Raw genomic sequence first — 20,358 nt, forward strand, 5'->3', positions numbered from 1 at the left:
AACTAACGCATTTTGAAGTATAAAACAGAAAAGCCGCTGGAAAGCGGCTTTTCTGTTTTATACTTCGTTTTATACTTCGTTTTATACTTCGTTTTATACTTCGTTTTATACTTCGTTTTATACTTCGTTTTATACTTCGTTTTATACTTCGTTTTATACTTCGTTTTATACTTCGTTTTATACTTCGTTTTATACTTTTCTGCAGTTATCCTACGGTTTTCAGGTAGCGCACCACCCAGATCGCGATAAGTGTAATACCGCAGGCAATGTAACCCACCCAGTTAAAATGCTGCAATTGCCCGCTGGCAGATTCGGTTACGATAAGGCCGGCAGCAAAAGAACCGATACCCGCACTCAACTGCTGCACCGAAGAGTTGATACTCATGAAACTGCCTCTTAAGCGAGGCGTAACACTGGATGTGATAAGCGACATGGCGGGTACAAAACGCGCCCCAAAAAACACAAAGAACACCGTAGAAACCATCAAAACTATATAATGCTCTATAGCCGGCAGGTTTGTGATAACCAATATGGCCGGAATAGAACCCAGTGCTGCAAAAATAAAGACGCGTTGCTTGCCATACTTATCTGCTAAACGGCCTGCCCATTGCGATGTGAAAACAGTTGCCAAACCACCAAACAGGTAAATGTAACTCAGTTCAGCTTCCGTAAACCCAACGTTGGCAACCATGTACGGGCTCAGAAACGGAATCACGAAAAAGCCAGCCATGGTTAGCGTAATGGTAAGGGTAGAGGCCCACAGCAGGTTTTTATTCTGAAGCATTTCCCGAAGTATAACAAAGCCTTTCTCGCCGGTAGCGCTGGATAAGTGGCCACGCATAGTTGGCAGATATTTGACCGCAAACAGCAACACCAGAAAACTAAGTCCGGCCAGCAGGAAAAACGGTGCATGCCACGAGGTTGTGCTGGCCAGGTATAAACCAATCGGAATGCCGCCAATAGAAGCCACCGAAAAAGCAGCCATAACTTTACCTGTTGCCGCACCGCGCCTGCTTTCCGGAATGGCATCGCCAATCACAGCTAAAACCAGGGCCCCAAGCAAACCACCAAAACCACCGGCAATAATACGGGCCAGCATCAGCAAACCAAACGTAGGCGCCAGGGCACACGCCAGCGTACCCAAACTAAAACCTAAGTATAAAGCCAGCAACGCATGTTTCCTGTCGAAGCGGTCGATGAAAAGGGAGCCGGCAAAGCCAGCAATAGCGGCACTAAACGTATAAGCAGACACCAGCAACCCAAACTCTTTCGGGGTGATGTTGAAAACGCGCATAAGCTGTGGGCCAAGCGGCATCATAATAACAAAGTCCATGACGTGGGTGAAGTTGATGGCTGCCAGCACAAAAATGAGCAGCCCTTCCCGGATCTGTACTTTCGGCACGATTGCATCGTGTTCTATATTCATAAAGAGTAGGTATAAACAATTTGAAGATTGCAAAAGTATAAACTTTATACTTAGCGAAAGGTTTCTTTCTCAGGAAGAAGACAACCGCATTCAGAAAATAAAGGGGCAAATAGTGCAGGTATGGCCAGGCAGAAAACGGATTTAATTTGTGAGTTATGTGGCAGAGAAGTTGATAGCCTGTCGCGCCACCACCTAGTTCCCCGCGAGGAAGGCGGCCGTTATGGTGCCACCGCAGAACTCTGCCAGCCCTGCCATAGCACCATCCATTTAGTGATGACCAACCAGGAACTTGCCACTTTATATAACTCGGTAGATGCGCTGCAAAAAGCGGAGCCGCTCCAGAAATACCTCAGGTGGGTAAAAAATAAACGCCTCGAACGGATTGCCAACCGAAGAGGCAGACGAAACCGTTAAAGTAGCCTGATCCGAAGTATAAATTTTAGAACTCGAAGGTAGTTTTTTGCTGACGCAGCTTTAGTACCAGGTCGGTTTTATACTGTAGCAAGCTTTGCTCCAGGCCGGCAGGGTAGGTATGCGGATTTACAAAACGGCGTATACTTTCGTGCAACTGGCTTATTTCTTCTTTCACTTTCTTTTTTATACTGATCAGGTCCGGCGAAGTATAAACCAACTTTCCAGCTTTAAAAACAGGCACAAGCAAATCAGAATAAGGCATTTGAGCAGCCAGTTTTTTGCGACGTGTAATATCCAGCGGGTCAACGATCTCGAAATCTCCGGTTGGCAATGGCTCTGCTTCGTTAAAGATCATATCTGCTACGGCGGTTCCGTTCTCACTTAAAAAGCGCCTTACCTGCAAAATGCCTGGTGTAGATGTTTTGGCGAGTTGCTCGGAAAGCTTGATCTTATAATCCCAGTTGCCCGCTGCGTTGCGCAAAGCTGCCAGTTTATATACGCCGCCCAAGGCTGGCTGGTCGAAGGCTGTTACCATCTTGGTGCCTACGCCCCATACATTTATTTTAGCGCCTTCTTGTTTCAGGCTCGTGATCAGGTGTTCATCCAGGTCGTTGCTGGCTACAATGTTGGTATAAGTAAAACCGGCTGCATCCAGCAACTTACGGGCTTCAACGCTCAGGTAAGTCAGGTCCCCGGAATCGAGGCGGATGCCGTTCAGTTTGAAACCCGTTTCTTTTAGTTTGATTGCTGTATTGATGGCATGTTGCACGCCCTGCAAGGTATTGTATGTATCCACCAGGAAAACAGAATCCACAGGAAAAGCCTCGCCATAGGCCCTGAATGCTTCTTCTTCGGTGGCAAAAGCCTGTACCCAACTATGCGCGTGTGTTCCTTTAACGGGGATATCATATAACTTGCCGGCGAGCAGATTAGATGTACCCGAAGCGCCACCGATAAACGCTGCGCGCGCAGCCGCCAACGACCCATCTATACCTTGCGCCCTTCGCATTCCGAACTCTACAACAGCATCGCCTTTAGCTGCATCCGTAATGCGGGCCGCTTTGGTAGCGATCAGGGTCTGGAAATTAAGGATGGTAAGCAGCGGTGTTTCGATGAGTTGGGCCTGCAGCAACGGACCGGTAACACGTACAAGCGGTTCGTTCGGGAACACAACGGTACCTTCCGGAATGGCATCTACGGTGCAGCTAAATTCCATTTCGCGGAGATAATCCAGGAACGCTTTTTCAAACAAAGGGCCGTTGTTTGCATCTTTCAGGCTCCCGAGATAAGCAAGGTCTTCTTCCCTGAATCGCAGTTCTTCCAGGTAATCAATTACATGTTCCAGGCCGGCAGCTACCGTATAACCTCCCTGAAATGGATTTTTGCGAAAGTATAAATGGAACACAGCTTCCTGCTCGGCCATGCCTTCGCGCCAATACCCATAGGCCATCGTAAGTTGGTAGAGGTCGGTGAGCAACGAAAGCGAAGTGGCATAAATATCCTGGAGTTTCATAATGCTGATGTAAGTTTCTGGTTACGCGGGCCGGTAAAAGATGGTTAAAAAGTATGGCAAGTATAAGTATAAATCGAGGCACAGATAATAATCGCTTTTAAAACTGGTAAGTGTTTAGCCGTATTTTTACCTTTAGCGCCACTATGAAAAGAAAGTTTATACCTTTTGCTGACATAAAAACTAACAAAGCCATTGTAGTGGATAGTACCCACCCGAATGGTTTTATGCTGTCTCACTGGCGTGGTGCCCCAACTCCGGCTGCCGTCCGCGACGATACCAGTGCTGCCATTGTACTCAACGCCATCCGGTTACAATTACCCGAACTTGAGCTGCCATTTGTAACGGCCAATCATTTTGATATAGATGGTTTTATCGGTGTCTGGAGTTTGCTAAACCCGGAGCTTGCGTTGGAGCACGAAGAAATGTTGCGGCAGATGGCCCTGATCGGCGATTTCAGGGAGCTGGACCTGAACCACCCGCTGGCCGGCGAAGCCCTGAAACTGGTGTGCTGGATCAATGCAAAAGAGCGCGAGTTGTTTTACCCGCCTTTTGGAGCGGAAACGCTGCCCGAAGCCGAAGTTATACTTTGCGCCCAGAAATTCAGTTACTTTTTAAGAGAGTTTAACAACGTACTGCAAGACCCGGATTGGGAACGTGGCGCCTGGGAAGACGAAGTGGCCAGTGTGTTGCTCGGCTACCGCGATATGTACAAACCCGAAACCAAGCTGAGCCGCTTCCCGGAAATTGGCCTGATCGTTATCGAAACGCCGCATCCGCTGCATTATTACGCGTTATTCAGCCGTACGCAGGGTTTTGATATGGTGCTGATGTGTTACGACCAGAACAAGTATGAACTGGAATATAAGTATACCACCTGGGTAGACATTGCCACGCGGCCTACTTTGCCCCGTTTACCCATGGCCCAACTTGCAGCCCGGCTCAACCAACTGGAAACATCCGGCCGTACCTGGACCTTTGAAAACGTAACCGAAACCGGGCCACTGCTGCGCCTGGATGGGGCCAACCTGAACCGGGAAGAAGCCTATAACAACCCGACAGAGCGCGAAATTTATACTTCCTCGATACCAGTTTCCACGTTAAAAGAAATAATTGTAACTTACTACAGGCAGGCCTACCAGCACCTAAAGCCAAAGTATAACTGGACCTGGAAAGAAATTAAAGCGCTCAGCAAAGTGGCTGATTAACGCGTAGGCCAGACTTACAGGTGCTGCCCTTATCACGCTAAATACGACATCACTCAACCTTAAAACCATGAAAAAGATACTTTGCCCTACAGATTTCTCCGATACATCAGAAAAGGCAGTAGCCTATGCCGTTGCGATAGCACAGCAGGCAGGCGCGCACCTTTTATTGCTGCATGTCGTGCACTTACCGATTGTGGATACATCTGAAACGGCACTTGTTGCAAGCGAGCTGTTAAGCGAACAAATGCGCTTCGCAGAAAACAAACTAAGTGCCATGTGCAGCCAGATAAACAGTGTTGTAGGGGCAACTGATTCAGCAGGCTTTACCTGCGACTATGTAGTGAAAGAAGCGCTGTTAACCGATGTGGCCAGGCACCTTACCAAAGAGCAGGGTTATGACCTGATTGTTATGGGAACCACCGGCTGTGATAATACCGTAGAAGAACTGCTAATCGGGAGCAATACCGAGGCAGTGATGGAAGAGGTAAAAAGCCCCGTTTTATCTGTACCGACCACTGCCGTAATGCCTCCCGTTTTTAGAAAGATAATTTACGCTTCAGATTATGACCAGGAAGACAAATTAGCCATTGCTGAAGTAATAAAATTAGGCAGTTTGTTTAACGCCGACATTGATGTGGTACATGTTATAAAAGAAGCGGATGAAACCATAGAGGAAAAGGACGCCGCTGTTTTAAATGACCTTCACGAGTCATTTCCGGGGGTGCCGCTTAGCTTCCAGGTTGTGGTAAACAAACGCCGGGACGATGGCCTGCGCGATTATTACAGCAAAGCCAATGGCAATATGATGGTGGTTTTGAGACGGGAGAAGGGCTTTCTAAAAGAATTGTTCTCTCAGAGCCTGGCCGAAAAATTAACTTACCAAGCAGAGGTTCCGCTTTTGGTTTTGCACGGTAAAAAATAGACGTTACACAAAAAAGCCTCCTGTAGTAAAGGAGGCTTTTTTTATCTCACCATGTTCTCATCAAAAATATGAGCGAGGTCTTTGCTGCAAACATCGCAGTTGTAGCGGCCAAAATATTCGATAGCGCGGTGTATGGATATATTCCGGAAAGTGCCCTTGCCTTTACAGGAAACTAAGTTGGGGCAATCATTCTTTACATGGAACACATCTTCTGTTTTGCTTCCATCACATATCCAGACGCGCTGCTTGTCCAACTCTTCCGGAATGATAAAAAAGACAGGCGCTGGTCTTAATGTTACCGTATCAACTTCAGCCTGAAGCGTATCAGTAATTAATTCCTCCGCATTTTCAGCCTTCAATTCTGATTCCTGATTACAGGAAAACAAAAGTATGGTTAGGCCTAAAAGTATGCGTTGCACTGCAGTAAGTATAGAAAGTCGTTGGTTCATGTAGCAAGTATGATTGGATAGCATCAGCAAGTATACGTTAGCTGCAGGTTTTATCTGCGCGCCTGCTATACTTTTGGATCGCCTGTGCTTCTGTTATAGTGAGGGTATTGGTTTTGCAGCGTTTTAATACGGAGCAGTCCTTTTTTAAATGGTAAACAGTTGAGCCGGTGCTTTCGCATAGATATACCTGGCGTTTGGTTGCGCCGGCAGGTAGTGGTGCATTAGCCCGTTCGGCTTTTTCGGCGGCTGCCTGTTTACCTGAGCGCTTATCTTTGCGGTAATCCCAGGGTGGGGTAGGGTTAGGCTGTTGCCAAAGCCCGCGTTTAAATCTGCGCGCATCCGCCTCCAGGTTTTCCAGGTTCTTGTCTTTGGAGTAGGCTTTGTAGTGCCAGGCATAGCCGTTGCGTATTAATTCTTCGTTCAGGCTTCGGCCATCCTGAAGTATAATCGTGCCAACAGTGCGCCCATACCGATCGGTGTTGTGTGAAATAAGCCTAACAGACTTGCCAAAAACCAGATCAGAAGCGAACTGCTTTGCCTTTTGGCCATAATCCTGCGTTTTTTCGGGCGCATCCACGCCATACAAGCGTACGGTTACTGTTTTGCCTTTTTGCAGAAGTTCAATGGTGTCGCCGTCTTTTACAGCTACAACTTTATCACCGGCTGTGGTAGCGGGCTTTTGATCATCTGATGGAAGCGTAGGCTCAACTGTTTCCGGATCGGTTTCCTGTTCTGCTACAGGTGGTTGGGCTTGCTGCTCAATGGAGCGCTGCCTGTCCCTGAATTGCTCCTGCGCCGATTTCTGGTCTTTCTTTCCGCAGGATAAAACACTTAAAAGTATAAGTATACGTGCAAATTTGCCGGTAAGAAAACGCATACAACGTGTTAGTAAAGTTCAGATTCTAATACAGGTTGAGTTTTGGTAGGCTGATCAACCGCATCAGCAGCTAAAGGTAATGTAAATTTAAACGTACTCCCATTCCTGAATTTACTTTCTACAGAAATAAAGCCCCCATTCTGCTCGATAAATTCTTTACACAAAGCCAGGCCCAGGCCGCTTCCTTTCTCATTGGCGGTGCCGCTACTGCTGTAGTTACGCGCTACAAAAAGCTTATCTATTACATCATGCTGTATGCCAACACCTTCATCTGTAACAGAGAGCTCGAGGTAACCAGGTATACGCACAGAATTTAAAGAAATAGCGCCGCCTGTATAACTAAATTTTATAGCGTTCGAGATCAGGTTCCGGAAAACGATCTTTGTGGTTTCAGGGTCTGCGGTTACTACATCTGCTTCGTCGATGTTATTGTGAAGCGTAATACTTTTTTGCTGTGCCTGTGGCTGCAGCAGGTGTAAAGTTTCCTGCGCCAGGGTATGCGCGGTTACATTTTTAGGCCTGAAAGCAATGCCACGCATCTGGGTTTTTGCCCACACCAGCAGGTTGTCGAGCAGCCAAAGGGCGTTTTGCTGGCTTGTTTCCAGTTTGGCTAGCAGCATCTTAAATTTATCTTCCGGTACAGAGCCGGTTGCGGCAATATGCAAAAGTCCTTTTAACGATACCAGCGGTCCTTTCAAATCGTGGGCTATCACAGAGAACAGCCTGTCTTTTACGGTGTTCAGTTTTTCAAGCTCTTCTTTCTGGTCGTTCAGAAGTTTGGCCTGATCCGTTAACTCGGCTTTCTGCTGGCTCAGAATAACACTGTTGTGCATCAGCAACTGGTTAATGCCATGTAAATGCTGGCGGCTTCTGAAGAATACGAATGCTGCCATACACGCTATTAATAAGAGCGCAAGTATACATACCTGGATAATGGTATTTCGCTCTAACTGCTGGTTTTTAAGGCGGCGTTCTACTTTAAGAAGCTGGTTTTCCTGTTCTGCTTTCTCGTTTCGGTAAGTTAGCTGTAGTTCTGTAATCTTTAAATCAATAGCCGCATTATGAACGCTGTCTTTGTACTGGCTATGTAAGGTAAGGTACTCGTGTGCTTTCCTGTAATCGCCTTTTTCAAGGTAAATATCATTCAGAATCATCGCCGCAATCTGGATCTCATCCTTAGAGTTCAGCTCCTTTAAAATCCGCAGGTTCTCTAAGGCATATTGCAGCGCTTTGTCGTATTGCTTTCCGGTAAAATTGGCAACCGCTAAACCACTCAGCGAATAAGCAACATCCAGGTAATTGTTTGAGTTGGTAGCCAGTTCCAGTGCCCTGTTATGCTGCGTAATCGCTGTTTTCCATTCGCCGCGCTCAGAGTGTATAAAGCCGAGGTTGTTGGCACTCATTACAATGCCCTGCTCATTTTTAACGAGGGTATATAAGCGACTGCCCTCTTTTAAATAAAACAAGGCTTTATCGCTCTGGCCGAGCAATTGATAGGAGCTGCCTAGGTTTATAATCGCACGGGCAACGGAAGCTGTATCTTTTATAGCACGCGCTATTTCCAGAGATTTATTATAGTACTCGATCGATTTAGGAATATCATTTCTGATGTCGAAGATATTGGCGATGTTATTATAGTTGGTACTCATCCCGGTAGAGTCACCGATAGCCTCGCTTATTCTCAGGGATTTATAATAGTAACTGGTTGCTTTGCTATAGTTGCCATACAAATCATATGCTACGCCTATGCTGTTAAACGCCGACGATAAAGCAGTGCTGTCGCCATTTTGCTTGGCGAGCTCTTTTGCTTTTTTAGCATAACCCAATGATTGTTCGAACGAGATATTTCGGTACTCTTTAGACAGCTTGATGTAAAGCTCAATCTGTTCTTCGGGCGTGGTGGCAGTTTTTAACTGAGCTTCCAATCCCTTGATCTTCGGGTTTTGGGCAAGCGCAACGAAAGAAAGAAAAAAGAAACCTAAATAAAGGAAGAATTTCATGTAATGGTTCTATTATTAAAATGCAGCAGTAGCATTTATCCTGATCTTCGTAAAATTTATACTTTGTGACTAAGTATTTTAGCTCAGTGCAAAGTATAAATAGATTTTTGATTGAATTGATCTGTAACAGGCAAATTAAATGAGCTCTGCTGCTACCGCTTCCAATGCAATGGCTTCGTGTGTAAGAGTAAGCGGTAAGGTAAAATAAAAGGTACTGCCAATGCCAGCCTCACTTTCTACCCAGATGGTGCCGCCGTTCTGTTGGACAAACTCTTTACATAGTGTTAAGCCGAGCCCGCTTCCTTTTTCGTTGGCAGTGCCGTTGCTGGAATAGTTTGTATTACTGAAAAGTTTCGCAAGCACTTCTTTTTTTATGCCTATGCCTGTATCCTTTACTGAAACTAACAACATCTCACCCTGTTGCTGGGCAGCCAGTGTTACGCTTTCCCCGGATTTGCAGAACTTGATGGCATTTGAGATCAGGTTCCGGAAGATCAGCTTTACGGTCTCCGTATCAACCAGCACGATTGTATCTTCCGAAATGGTATTAACAAGACTGATGCCTTTTTGCTGCGCTTGAGGCTGTAAAAGTATAATGTTTTCCTGAGCCAGATCGTATAAACTAGATTCGACTGCCACAAACGAAAAGCCCTGCATCTGTGATTTAGCCCAAACCAATAAATTATCTAAAAGCCAAAGCGCATTTTGCTGGCTAGTGGCCAGTGTGCTCATAAAACTTTTGAACTTAGCTTCCGGCACAGCGCCCATAGCAGCTAGTTTTAAAAGACCTTGCAACGAAGCAAGTGGCCCTTTCAGGTCGTGGGCTATAACTGAGAAGAGGCGGTCTTTCACGGCGTGCAGGCGTTCGAGCTCCTGCTTCTGAACCTGTAACAAGGTTGCCTGCTTTGTTAACGCTTCTTTCTGGCTGCTTAACGTATTGCTGTTTTCAAGTAGTAACCTGTTAACCAGATGCAGGCGTTGCTTGCCCCTGAAAAAAACAAAAGCGGCTACAAGCGCAGTTAGTAAAAGAACAATGATGAAGATCTGAATAACTTTATTCCGCTCCAGTTGCTCGTCTTTTAAATTACGCTCGGCCTTTAAAAGTAGGTTCTCTTTCTCGGCATGCGTTTTTTCGTAAGCAAGCTGCAGTTGGTGCATTTCAGCATTGATAGCGCTATTCTGGATGCTGTCTTTGTACTGTAAATGCATTACCAGATAGGTATGTGCTTTTTTAAAATCGCCTATTTTTGTATAAAGTACATTAAGGTTAGTGGCCGCCTGGTTTATTTCGCTCAGTGCATTCAGGTCACTTGCTATTTTAAGCGATCTTTGAGCCAGCGGCAAAGCCTCAGCATAATTCTTCCCATCAATATAAGCCAGTACCAGGTTGTTTAAAGATAGTGCATCATCTAACCCGGATCCGGTTTTTGCAGCTATTTTTAAGGCATGCTGGTGGTAAGGTATGGCTTTCTTCCAATCTCCTTTCAGTCTGTAAATTGTCCCGGTAATGTTCAGTGTATTGAAAAGGGTATTTTCTGCTTTAATTAATTCTTTTAAGGCAATGGACTTTTTTGCAAAGTAAAGCGCATCCTCATACTTTTTTAGTTTCAGGTAGAGCTCACCAAGGTTATGATAAGTACGGGCTATATCTGCTGTGTCGCCGAGTGCTGCAGAAATCCGGATAGATTTATTGTAAAGTTTGATAGCACTCTCCGGGTCGCCGCTTTGGTTCAGAATGATAGCTACGTTGTTGTAACTGGAGCTCATTCCAACAGAATCACCGATCCGTTCTCTCAGGTCGAGGGATTTATAGAGGTACCTGGAGGCTTCACGCATATTGCCGGAAACATGGTAAGCGATGCCCATTCTATTATAAGCCAGCGCCAATCCGTTTTTATTATCGTGCTGCGAAGCCAGCTTCATAGCTTTGATGCTATAGGCTAACGACCGGGTAGGAGAACCTGGAAGAGACGCTTTACTGATATCGCATAAAAGGTTGATCTGCTCTTCCGGATCGGTAGTCCGTTGGAGCATTTTTTGCAATTCTGTTATACGATTGGGTTGAGCGCCGACTTGAAAAACAACAAAAAGACAGCTTATAAACAGCAGGAATTTCATCAACTAAAAATTATACTCAAATATACTGAAAATTGTAGTCTAATTCCTATTAATTTAAATAGAACATGTTGCTAATCACGCACTAAAGAATCTATATTGTAAAACCTGAATTGAATTAAATAGAGATGATAATTGAAGCTTCTTTTTAATGTTATAACAGTAAATTTTAAAGAAATTGCTTTTTTCTAATCTCAGAATAGTAAAAGTTTTATTAAAGAAGGTCGGGAAGCTGCCGGGTATAAATAATGAAGATGGTATATATAGGTTTTTTTGTATGTTTTTAGGTGATACAGGCTGGATTATCTGAAGTTTAGTATAAAATTAAGGCAATTTAAAATTTATGGTTCTGGTAAGGGGCGCTTAAGCTGTAACTACCGTCACTTTACTGATTCCTCCATGAATTTTTTGCACTTTTATTTGTGTGCTTATACGTTCCTTCAGCGCTTCAACGTGCGAAATAATCCCGATCATCTTGCCGCCGGCCTGCAGATTTTCCAAAGTGGAGATGGCAGCATCCAGTGTTTCAGCATCCAGTGTACCAAAGCCTTCATCAATAAACAGCGAATTGATCTGCGTACGGCGACCGGCCAGGTCAGAGAGGCCCAGTGCCAGTGCCAGGCTTACCAGAAAGCTTTCGCCACCTGAGAGGGTATTCATCGGCCGGATCGTTTCAGCCTGGTATGTATCTACCATGGTAAGTTCCAGGTCTTCGGTAGGCGATTTTAAGATGCGGTAACGATCGTTTAGTTTAGCCAGGTGTTTGTTTGCCAGCTCTACCAATCTCGCCAATGTAAGCCCTTGCGCAAACCGACTGAATTTGTTACCATCTGCCGAACCGATCAGGTCTGATAACTGGCTCCAGCGGTTGCAGGTAAGTTGCTGATTTTGCAGTTGCCCGGCCAGTTCCTTGTTTTTTTCGCGTTGCGCTGTGTCTTGTTCCAGTAACTGTTTATAGCGTGCCCGTTGCCCGATCAGTTCGTGTTGCTGCTCTTGTTGGCTTAAGTATAATTTCTGAAGTTCATCGCTTCCAGCGTTGGTCAGGTTTTTGGCCTGGGTTATTTTCAGTTCCTGCTGTACATCCGAAAGGCTTTTGCGCAATTCCGTTAAATTCTTCTCGGTATGGGCTTTCTGGTTTGCCAGGCGGTCGGCTTCGTCGCGTTCCAGCAGCATCATACTGAGCGCCTCTATGGTTTCGATGCCCTGTTGGTTCAGAACAAGCAACAGGCCTTCGGTCAGGTTATCCAGCACCGATTTGTTTTGCTGTTGCGCTGTGCTGCATTCCTGGTGGCGCTGCTTACAGGCTTGTAATTGTTGCTGTTTGCGCAACTGGTTAGCACGCGCTTCTTCGGCCTGTGTTGCCAGAAGCCGGAGTACGTGTTGTGCTGCCTGGCGCTCCTGTTGCGGGTCTTTCTCCCCGAACAAAGTGCTGCGCTCTTCTTTTAATGCAAGCAGTTGGGCATGTGCTGATTTTATACTTTCCTGCTGTGCCTGTAGGGCTTGTTTCTTTTCTTTGAGGTTTATATCCAGGTTTTTAACTTCCTGGTTTAAGGTGATGTATTTTTCGCGCATTTCATCAAGCGCTTGCTGTTTCTGGGTGTAAGCAAGTGCCAGTTGCTCCAGTTGCAGTGGCAGTTGCATACGCTTCTCAGCAGTATAAAGCAGCCCGTAGTTCGCCACAAAAGATGCAGCCATTTCCGAATGATTGCGTTGCTGTTCCTGGTCGTCGCCTAATTTTGCAGCCAGCTTTTGGAGTTGCGTAGCTGTATACTTTTCGGACTGTTGCAATTGGTTATACTTTGCCTGCGCCTGTATTTGCAATTCGCGTAACTCCTGTAACTGTTGGTTTATACTTTCAATTTCTTTGCTGCCTGCACGCGCCTGTTCGAGTGCCTGCATTAATTGCCCGTGCACGTCATTTTGTTGCTGCAACATAGCTGCAAGCATCGCCACATCAGCTATTGTTATACTTTCCGGTAAGCTGATCTGGGTAAAGTTATCCAGTAAAACCGTGCTGCTGGCCTGTGTTTCAGAAAGCGTTTCGGTAGCCAACTGGTGCTTCTGGGTTAGCGTGTTCAGTTGGAGTTGCAGCGCCTGAAATTCCTGTTGCAAGGTTAAGACAAGTTGCTGCTGTGCATCGCGTTTCTGTTCATCCTCCGAAAGTGTCAAAGTATAATTCTCATCAGCATAGGGGTGGTGCTCAGAGCCGCAAAGCGGGCATGGTTCCGAAGGCTTCAGCGTATGGCGTGCCTGTTCAAATTCCTGAATGCGCTGCTGCAAGGTCACCAGTTTCTGCAGATCAATTAATCTTTCTGAAGCTGCATTTAACGTTTGATTATTTATTTCAAGCTGATCCGTAAGCTGGGCTTTTTCCAGATCATACGTTACAAGTTGCTGCTGCAGGGTTTCCTGTTTCTGTTGTAACACGGCGTGCTGCTTTGTCAGATCAAGGGCGCGCTCGGTCCGGGCTACGGCCAGAGGTTGTTCCTGTGCCTGTTGCTGCAATTCGTTAATCGTTCTTGTTGAAAGTATGGTTTGTAATTGCGTTACCTTTTCTTGTTTCTGGCTGGTAAGTAGTGCTTGCTGCAGGTGTTGTTGTTCCTGGTTTTGAGCCAGTTGCTGCAGCGCATTTTTATCTTCCTGACTTTGTGTGTCGAGTTCCTTAATTTCCTGTTGTGTACGTAATATCTGCCCTTCTACTTCCTGAAGGTCGCGTACCATCTGGCGGAACTCAGGTAAATTCTCTTTTAAATCCTGTAGACGCTGGTTGTCGGCAAGCCAGTTTTTAAGTGTGGTAGCCTCCAGTTTTAATGCTTCCAGTTCAGTCTGTTTGCTTTCCAGAAGTTTTTCGTCCTGCTTTATATTTGCCTCAAACGCTACGTAAGCCGTTCTCTCTTTTTGGTAAGTTTCCTGAACAGATTGTTTCTGATGATCGAGTTTAATGACTTTATCAAGCAACGGTTCCAGGTTTTGTACAGCTTCTTCCTGTTGCTGATGTGCTTTTCCGGCTTCTATCGCTATCAGTCCGGCTTGCTCCAGTTCCGTTTCCAGTACCGGTATCTGGTTCGTTAACAAACCTAGCTGGTTTTCTACATCAGAAAGTCTGCCATGCGCGTGCTTTATTTCCGTGAGTTCGGGCACATATTGGTTGGCACGCTCGTGTTGCTGCAGCTTCTGGAAATCAGGTTTTAACTGTTCCAGTTTTTGTTCCTGTTCCTGCAAAGCTGCGGTGTGCTGCCGGGCTTTATCCTGCAGTTGAGCTACCTGTTGCAGCCATTGCATCTGTTCCTGCAAAGCTGTTATTTCCTGCTGAAGTATACTTTCCTGCTGGGTAAGGTCGGTTATACTTTGCTCGTAGGCCAGGCGGTCTTCTTCCGGCAGCAACTTGCAATCCTGAAGCAGACGCGCCAGGTCATCGCGTTTCTGGCGTTCGGCACGGGCTTTTTCGTACGCAAACCGGGATATATCTGAGTAGATACCGGTGTCGGTAATTTTTTCCAGCAGGCTGCTGCGCTCATTGGCATTTGCCTTCAGGAAACGTGCAAAATCGCCCTGCGACAACATCACCGAACGCAAAAACTGGCTGTAATCCAACCCGCAGATCTCGGCTACTTTATCGGGTACCTGGCTTGGTTTCAGGTCGAAGGGTTTGTCATCTTCCAGGTCGCAGAGTTCCATGTGTACAGCCTGCATTTTGCCTTCGGCTTTGCCGCGGCTGCGCCGTATCTGCCACTTGCTGCGGTAGCGTTTGCCATTGGCTTCAAACTCCACTTCCGAAGTACTCTCCGAAGTATGGCGTGTCATCAGTTCCAGTGGTTTTTCGTTGTTATGGCGATGGGCCATGCCGTATAATCCTACCGTTATCGCATCCAGAATGGTGGTTTTACCGGCTCCGGTCGGACCCGTGATCGCAAATAAACCGGCATCGGCCAGCGGACTCTGGTCGAAACGGATTTCATGCTGGCCCTTCAGCGAGTTCAGGTTCTGGAAACGTACGGCGAGGATTTTCATCTTTATACTTTGTGCTTCAACTTTTATACTTTCTAACTTTCTTTTTCCTGCCCCATCAGCTCCATCAGCTCTGCAAACGTAGCCTCCAGTTCACTGTGGTCGCTGTCCGGGAATGTGCTTTGGCAGCGTTTCAGGAACACATCTTTCTCAAGCAAAGTATGGAGGTCAGCCTCGGGTTGCACGTGCTGTTCCAGGGCTTCGCGGGCTGCTTTGATAATGGGCGGACGATGAATAAGCAATTGCAGTTCAGGTTTCAGAGCCAGCAGTTCTTCAAGCTGTCGGTTGAGGTCGGGGAGGGGCGCATCCAATTCTAGTTGCAGTTCGGCCCAGGCAGGCAACGTGTAGGCGCTGTTATCATAGCCGGCAAGCTGTAGTTTTACTTTGTCCAGGTCGCCTTTGAAACGAACTAATTTTCTGCAACACGGTATTTCCAGTTCACGCAGATCAGTCAGTTCGTTTTGCTCGAAATCAAGTATAAACACCACTTTTGTGTCGGTTACTTCGCTAAAGCTAAGCGGAATAGGCGAACCGGAATACCGGATGTGGTGGGTATTGTTTACTTTCTGCGGACGGTGCAAGTGGCCAAGCGCTACATAATCAAACTCCTCCGGAAACTGCGCCGCCCCGATCTGGCCTAAATTGCCCACGTGTATTTCTTTTTCCCAATCGGAGGCAGTGCCGCCGGCTGCAAACAAATGCCCCATCGCCACCACCGGGATCTGCGCTTGTTTATACTTTTGGATGTGCGGCACAAAGGCTGCATAATGGTCTGCAATGCCTTGTTTTATACGGTTCTCGCGCTCTTCCGCACTTTCGCCGGGTATAGATAACCGCACGTCGCGGTCGCGGAGGAAAGGCACGGCGCACACCACCAGTTCCAGTTCACCCTCTTTACTGCGCAGTTCTAAAAGTTCATCCAGAATATCAGGTGTGGCGCCACCAACTACTTTTATGTTAAAGCAATCAAGCAGTTCTTTGGGTGCATTTAAAGTGGAAACAGAATCGTGGTTACCGCCTGTAATAATGATGTGGCGGCAGCAGGTAGCGCATACTTTACGAAGGAAATCATAGTATAATTTAAGCGCGGTATTGGATGGCGCGCCGTTGTCAAACACATCGCCGGCCATCAGCAGCACATCCACTTTTTCGTGTTGGATGGTGTCTAAAAGCCAGTTTAAAAAGTGTTGGTGTTCCTCGGTGCGTTCGAGGTTAACAAGGCGCTGGCCCAGGTGCCAGTCCGAAGTATGAAGTATGCGCATGTCCCGATTCCTTTTCTCCTGTTCCGCACTAAGTTACGGCAGGGCCGGCGCACATTGCAAGTGCTGCCATCAGGTTTTACTAAAAAAATAAAGCGACCGGAAAATCAGGCTCCCAGCCGCTTTAGAAAGTATAAATGTATGGTAAAGCAGGTACTACTGCTTTGTTGCTTTTTCGTGCGGAATACCGGCTTCTTTCAGTTCCTGGTAAGCGCCGATGTTATAGATGTGCTTAAATCCGGCTTCTTTCATAAGTTCGGCTGCTTTGCCGCTTCTGTTGCCGCTGGCGCAATACAGGTAATAGGTTTTGTCTTTGTTCCAGGTCTGGATTTCTTTGGCAAATGCACCGCTCCTGAAATCAGAATTAACAGCGCCATCCAGGTGCCCCTCCGAAAACTCTTCCGGCGTGCGCACATCTACCAGCATGGCTTTCCGGTTCAGTTCTTTTTGTTTAAAAGCAGTGGGCGTAAGTGTTTTAACTGTTGCAGGTTGCTTATCCTGAGCCGTGCAGCTAAGTATAAAAAAGCTGGCCAGTAACGTAAAAAATATGTTTTTCATGGTCTTGTAAGTATAACGAAATCAGAAGTGAAATTTATACTTCAGATGCAAGTATAAGCTACCTTAAAACCGATTGCAACCATTTATGCAATTAATGATATTGGTGATGGTGGTATCGGTAAGGTAATAATGGATGTTTTTGCCGACGCGTTGGGTATCTACAATGCCTTTGTCGCGCATGTTGGTAAGGTGGTGCGATAACAACGATTGCTCGATGGCCAGCACGTGCTGCATTTCGGTAACGGTAAGGCGCTGCTGCTGTTCCAGTAAATCGATAATGCTGATGCGTACCGGGTGGGCCACACACTTTAAAACATACGCTGCCCGCTCCAATTTCTTCTGTTCTACCCGAACGTGTAATGTACCCATCTTGCCTTTTTAATCAATTTTGCATAAACATGAAGACTTATTCATGTGATAGCAACAGTACAATAATTAGGAGCAGGGAGTTCCGGAGAAGTATAAAGTAATCAGTTAAATGTATAACCCTGTAAAAACAAAACGCCGGACTAAGCCGGCGTTCCATCTTGGTTTACTAGGTACTACAGGTATATATAAAAAGAAGCGAAACGTGCTTCAGAAGTTTACATAGTGGCTGCCGGTTGCATGCTGCCGGCATGTGCGCTAATATTTACGCCCAGACCTTGCGCAATTGCCATTCCTAACCCAATATCTGCACGGAAGAAGTGGCATAACTGGCGGTTGATAATTTCGTCGCGTTTCGGACCGGCAATACCGCTCATCGCCCCGATAATATTTGATACAGTTGCAGCTTTTTCGTCAGTAGTCATCAAACGGTACAGGTCGCCGGGCTGCGTGTAGTGGTCGTCTTCGCCGGGTGCATTTCTGTCGTACCAATCAGCTACCACATTGCCTAAGTTCTGAGCCGGCTCTTTGTAAGCTTCATCTGCCCGGATATTATCGAAACTGTTCGGGAAGTAGTTCGGGTTGCTGCCACCATTTCCGTCCATACGCATGGCGCCATCGCGTTGGTAATTGTTCACTGCAAAAGGGCAACGGTTAACCGGAATCTGCTCGTAGTTGGCGCCCAGTCTGTAGCGTTGCGCATCGGTATAACCCAATATGCGGCCCTGCAACATTTTATCCGGCGAAAAACCGATGCCATCCACTAAGTGTGCCGGTGCAAAAGCAGCCTGCTCTACGTGTGCAAAGTAATTATCCGGAATGTGGTTCAGCTCCAGTTCGCCTACTTCGATCAGCGGGAAATCTTTCTGCGACCATACTTTAGTTACATCAAACGGATTCCATTTATAAGTAGCAGCTTCGGCTTCCGTCATGATCTGTACTTTCAGCGTCCATTTCGGGAAATCACCGCGGTCAATCGCTTCCACTAAGTCGCGCTGTGCCTGGTCTGCATCAACGCCTTTCATCTGGCCGGCTTCCGCATCGCTGAAGTTTTTAATGCCCTGCTGCGTTTTAAAGTGGAATTTTACGAAATGCCGCTCGTTGTCTTTGTTGATGAACGCAAACGTGTGGCTGCCAAAACCGTGCATGTGGCGGTAAGAAACCGGCGTACCACGGTCGCTCATCAAAATCATGACCTGGTGCAGGCTTTCCGGGTTCAGCGACCAGAAATCCCACATCATCGTGGCGCTTTTGGTGTTGGTGCGCGGGTCGCGTTTCTGGGTATGAATAAAGTCCGGGAATTTCTTTGGGTCTTTGATAAAGAAAACCGGCGTGTTGTTTCCTACAATATCCCAGTTGCCATCCTCGGTATAAAATTTAAGGGCAAAGCCACGTGGGTCGCGTTCGCTGTCGGCGCTGCCTTTTTCGCCGCCTACCGTAGAGAAACGCAGAAATACATCCGTCTGCTTCCCGATCTCACTAAAAACCTTGGCTTTGGTATACTTGGTAATATCATGTGTTACCGTGAATTTACCGTAAGCGCCTGTTCCTTTGGCATGCACCACGCGCTCTGGTATGCGTTCGCGGTTAAAATGAGCGAGCTTTTCGTGCAGTATAAAATCTTCTAAAAGAATCGGGCCGCGCGGTCCGGCGGTGAGGCTGTTTTCGTGTTCGTAGTATGGTTTGCCGGAGGCAGTAGTCAGTTTCTGGATGTTATTTTGCTCGCTCATGGCTTTTCGTTTTGATTTCTGTTTTAAGATGAATCAAAAGTACAGCAAAGCGTTTTATAGTTCAAATTGATAATTTTTATACTATGATAGCTTTAAACTATAAAGTATACGTATAGCTTATCCGAAGTATAAAACAGCCCCAAGCGAAGCCAAGGAAACGATAATCCAAAGTATAAATCCAAGCCAGAAGGAGGTACTGTTTATACTTTTGATGCTGGCAGCATTTATACTTGCCCCAATCAGAAACAAACTTAACAGCAGTCCTTTTTTAGCCAGCACAAGTATAAAAGGTGCCATTTGCTGCGCCACAGGCAGAAACGTAACCAGCACCGACGCCAGTATAAACAAAAGTATAAACGCCGGGAGCTTAGCCCGGGCCGCATCATTTTTAAACAGGAAACCAGATACAATAACCATCGGCACAATCCAGAGCGCGCGCGTAAGTTTGAGGGTGGTTGCCAGTTGCAAAGCTTCATCGCCGTAACGCGCCGCCGCACCTACCACCGAACTGGTATCGTGTATGGCGATGGCCGCCCAGATACCAAACTGCTCCTGCGACAAATCCAGTGCCTGCCCCACCACCGGGAAAACGAAAAGTGCTACCGCATTCAGAATAAAAACAATGGCCAGCGAAACCGAAATTTCCTGCGGTTCGGCTTTAATGGCCGGCGCCACAGCTGCAATGGCGCTGCCGCCACAAATAGCCGTGCCCGCCGAAATAAGATGTGTAAGTTTTGGCCCGATACCGAGCAACCTGCCAAGTATAAAACCAACTACCAGCGTGCCCACCAGTGAAATCGAAGTATAAGCCAGTCCGCTGAGCCCGGTTTCTGCGGCTTGGTACAGGTTAATGCCAAACCCAAGCCCCACCACCGAAACTTTTAAGCTCAGGCTGGCTGCTTTACCGGTTTGTTTGGTAAATGGGTTGCCCAGCGCCAGGCCTACCACCAAACCCGCCAGCAACGCCATGGCCGAACCAATAAAAGGTATGAAAAGTATACCTGCGATCAGAAGTATGAAAATGATTTTCTGAAAAACCGGCGGAAGATTTAGAAATGAAACTGGCATCCGCCAAAAGTATGGAAAAGGTTTTTAATTTGATGATTGGATTTGCAGGAGTTAATGGTTCGGGGTTGCTGCCAGCATCGTTAATTTTTCAACTCGCCGGCCAGGTCTTATTTTTACTTGCTGAACTTACCACCCCGCCTGCGGCACCCCTCCTTGAAAAAAGGAGGGGAGTTGGTTTAGCCAAAGCTATCTGCTCTTAGTTGAAGTATAATTTATACTTTCTGTAAAGTATAAATCGGCTGATCAAATAAAAAACTTATCCCAGTTCTTGGGTTGAGCGCCTTGTGAGTTTCCGGTGCGCAGCAGCCGTTTTTTAGAGGGCCCCTACCCCCGGCAGGGAATGAACACAGCGCGATGCCCGAGAACGAGTCCCAGCGGACTTGGAGCGAAAAAGCCAACCATACAACTTATACTTTAAAAGTTAAAAAGACATAAGCTACGCGCAAAG

General features: G+C 46.6%; 17 protein-coding genes. 5 read left to right on the plus strand and 12 right to left on the minus strand.

Translation table 11 applies throughout. The annotated features are described in order from the left end of the window. The first annotated feature begins 12 nt into the window (after nt 1–12). Nucleotides 13–249, plus strand: coding sequence for a hypothetical protein (locus DP923_RS16725; RefSeq protein WP_165838187.1), 237 nt, complete (start codon nt 13–15; stop codon nt 247–249). On the opposite strand, the gene DP923_RS12025 is transcribed toward DP923_RS16725, so the two are convergent. Beyond that, the gene (locus tag DP923_RS12025; protein WP_165838188.1) at nt 206–1,426 is read right to left on the minus strand and encodes an MFS transporter; all 1,221 of its coding nucleotides are present in this window, start codon (nt 1,424–1,426) and stop codon (nt 206–208) included. The two genes, DP923_RS16725 and DP923_RS12025, sit on opposite strands and share 44 nt — an antisense overlap. A gap of 120 nt (nt 1,427–1,546) precedes the next feature. Here DP923_RS12025 and DP923_RS12030 point away from each other — a divergent pair, with 120 nt between their 5' ends. Then, nucleotides 1,547–1,840: an HNH endonuclease family protein gene (locus DP923_RS12030; protein ID WP_112306096.1), complete on the plus strand. Its 294-nt coding sequence runs from the start codon at nt 1,547–1,549 to the stop codon at nt 1,838–1,840. 25 nt (nt 1,841–1,865) lie between these two features. On the opposite strand, the gene DP923_RS12035 is transcribed toward DP923_RS12030, so the two are convergent. Beyond that, nucleotides 1,866–3,353, minus strand: coding sequence for a nicotinate phosphoribosyltransferase (locus DP923_RS12035; protein WP_112306097.1), 1,488 nt, complete (start codon nt 3,351–3,353; stop codon nt 1,866–1,868). 143 nt (nt 3,354–3,496) lie between these two features. Between DP923_RS12035 and DP923_RS12040 the strand changes: the two genes are divergently transcribed. Both DP923_RS12040 and DP923_RS12045 read left to right on the plus strand, forming a co-directional pair. Continuing rightward, nucleotides 3,497–4,558: a DUF6687 family protein gene (locus tag DP923_RS12040; protein ID WP_165838189.1), complete on the plus strand. Its 1,062-nt coding sequence runs from the start codon at nt 3,497–3,499 to the stop codon at nt 4,556–4,558. Nucleotides 4,559–4,625: 67 nt separating this feature from the next. Further along, the gene (locus DP923_RS12045) at nt 4,626–5,480 is read left to right on the plus strand and encodes a universal stress protein (RefSeq protein ID WP_112306098.1); all 855 of its coding nucleotides are present in this window, start codon (nt 4,626–4,628) and stop codon (nt 5,478–5,480) included. A 41-nt stretch (nt 5,481–5,521) separates the two neighbouring features. Here DP923_RS12045 and DP923_RS12050 read toward each other — a convergent pair whose 3' ends face one another. The 10 genes from DP923_RS12050 to DP923_RS12095 form a co-directional block, all read right to left on the minus strand. Beyond that, entirely contained in the window at nt 5,522–5,929 is a 408-nt protein-coding gene (locus tag DP923_RS12050) for a hypothetical protein (protein WP_112306099.1), read from the minus strand. A gap of 37 nt (nt 5,930–5,966) precedes the next feature. Then, complete coding sequence (locus DP923_RS12055; protein WP_112306100.1) at nt 5,967–6,806, minus strand: thermonuclease family protein; 840 nt, start codon at nt 6,804–6,806, stop codon at nt 5,967–5,969. An 8-nt stretch (nt 6,807–6,814) separates the two neighbouring features. Continuing rightward, nucleotides 6,815–8,806: an ATP-binding protein gene (locus tag DP923_RS12060; protein ID WP_112306101.1), complete on the minus strand. Its 1,992-nt coding sequence runs from the start codon at nt 8,804–8,806 to the stop codon at nt 6,815–6,817. A gap of 135 nt (nt 8,807–8,941) precedes the next feature. Beyond that, nucleotides 8,942–10,840: a tetratricopeptide repeat-containing sensor histidine kinase gene (locus DP923_RS12065; protein WP_165838190.1), complete on the minus strand. Its 1,899-nt coding sequence runs from the start codon at nt 10,838–10,840 to the stop codon at nt 8,942–8,944. 444 nt (nt 10,841–11,284) lie between these two features. Then, a complete protein-coding gene (locus DP923_RS12070) occupies nt 11,285–14,932 on the minus strand; it encodes an AAA family ATPase (RefSeq protein ID WP_112306103.1) in 3,648 nt (1,215 codons plus the stop codon). Nucleotides 14,933–14,964: 32 nt separating this feature from the next. Next, a complete protein-coding gene (locus DP923_RS12075) occupies nt 14,965–16,191 on the minus strand; it encodes an exonuclease SbcCD subunit D C-terminal domain-containing protein (protein WP_112306104.1) in 1,227 nt (408 codons plus the stop codon). A gap of 153 nt (nt 16,192–16,344) precedes the next feature. Continuing rightward, nucleotides 16,345–16,746 carry a rhodanese-like domain-containing protein gene (locus DP923_RS12080; protein ID WP_112306105.1) on the minus strand — a complete coding sequence of 134 codons (402 nt, stop codon included), beginning with the start codon at nt 16,744–16,746 and terminating at the stop codon, nt 16,345–16,347. A gap of 63 nt (nt 16,747–16,809) precedes the next feature. After that, nucleotides 16,810–17,115, minus strand: coding sequence for an ArsR/SmtB family transcription factor (locus DP923_RS12085; protein WP_112306106.1), 306 nt, complete (start codon nt 17,113–17,115; stop codon nt 16,810–16,812). Nucleotides 17,116–17,330: 215 nt separating this feature from the next. After that, a complete protein-coding gene (locus DP923_RS12090; RefSeq protein WP_112306107.1) occupies nt 17,331–18,842 on the minus strand; it encodes a catalase in 1,512 nt (503 codons plus the stop codon). Nucleotides 18,843–18,959: 117 nt separating this feature from the next. After that, on the minus strand, nt 18,960–19,910 hold the full coding sequence (locus DP923_RS12095) for a YeiH family protein (protein WP_112306108.1): 951 nt from the start codon (nt 19,908–19,910) through the stop codon (nt 18,960–18,962). A gap of 11 nt (nt 19,911–19,921) precedes the next feature. Between DP923_RS12095 and DP923_RS12100 the strand changes: the two genes are divergently transcribed. Beyond that, complete coding sequence (locus DP923_RS12100) at nt 19,922–20,110, plus strand: hypothetical protein (protein ID WP_125047717.1); 189 nt, start codon at nt 19,922–19,924, stop codon at nt 20,108–20,110. Nucleotides 20,111–20,358 lie beyond the last annotated feature (248 nt).

It is taken from the genome of Pontibacter arcticus, assembly GCF_003284895.1.
Taxonomy (GTDB): domain Bacteria; phylum Bacteroidota; class Bacteroidia; order Cytophagales; family Hymenobacteraceae; genus Pontibacter; species Pontibacter arcticus.

Coding starts and splice junctions, on each gene's coding strand:
- DP923_RS12085 (WP_112306106.1), bottom strand. CDS start 17,115: ATGGGTACATTACACGTTCGGGTAGAACAGAAGAAATTGGAGCGGGCA.
- DP923_RS12035 (WP_112306097.1), bottom strand. CDS start 3,353: ATGAAACTCCAGGATATTTATGCCACTTCGCTTTCGTTGCTCACCGAC.
- DP923_RS12045 (WP_112306098.1), top strand. CDS start 4,626: ATGAAAAAGATACTTTGCCCTACAGATTTCTCCGATACATCAGAAAAG.
- DP923_RS12050 (WP_112306099.1), bottom strand. CDS start 5,929: ATGAACCAACGACTTTCTATACTTACTGCAGTGCAACGCATACTTTTA.
- DP923_RS12075 (WP_112306104.1), bottom strand. CDS start 16,191: ATGCGCATACTTCATACTTCGGACTGGCACCTGGGCCAGCGCCTTGTT.
- DP923_RS12060 (WP_112306101.1), bottom strand. CDS start 8,806: ATGAAATTCTTCCTTTATTTAGGTTTCTTTTTTCTTTCTTTCGTTGCG.
- DP923_RS12090 (WP_112306107.1), bottom strand. CDS start 18,842: ATGAGCGAGCAAAATAACATCCAGAAACTGACTACTGCCTCCGGCAAA.
- DP923_RS12070 (WP_112306103.1), bottom strand. CDS start 14,932: ATGAAAATCCTCGCCGTACGTTTCCAGAACCTGAACTCGCTGAAGGGC.
- DP923_RS12080 (WP_112306105.1), bottom strand. CDS start 16,746: ATGAAAAACATATTTTTTACGTTACTGGCCAGCTTTTTTATACTTAGC.
- DP923_RS12055 (WP_112306100.1), bottom strand. CDS start 6,806: ATGCGTTTTCTTACCGGCAAATTTGCACGTATACTTATACTTTTAAGT.
- DP923_RS12025 (WP_165838188.1), bottom strand. CDS start 1,426: ATGAATATAGAACACGATGCAATCGTGCCGAAAGTACAGATCCGGGAA.
- DP923_RS12040 (WP_165838189.1), top strand. CDS start 3,497: ATGAAAAGAAAGTTTATACCTTTTGCTGACATAAAAACTAACAAAGCC.
- DP923_RS12030 (WP_112306096.1), top strand. CDS start 1,547: ATGGCCAGGCAGAAAACGGATTTAATTTGTGAGTTATGTGGCAGAGAA.
- DP923_RS12100 (WP_125047717.1), top strand. CDS start 19,922: ATGGAAAAGGTTTTTAATTTGATGATTGGATTTGCAGGAGTTAATGGT.
- DP923_RS12095 (WP_112306108.1), bottom strand. CDS start 19,910: ATGCCAGTTTCATTTCTAAATCTTCCGCCGGTTTTTCAGAAAATCATT.
- DP923_RS12065 (WP_165838190.1), bottom strand. CDS start 10,840: ATGCTCCAACGGACTACCGATCCGGAAGAGCAGATCAACCTTTTATGC.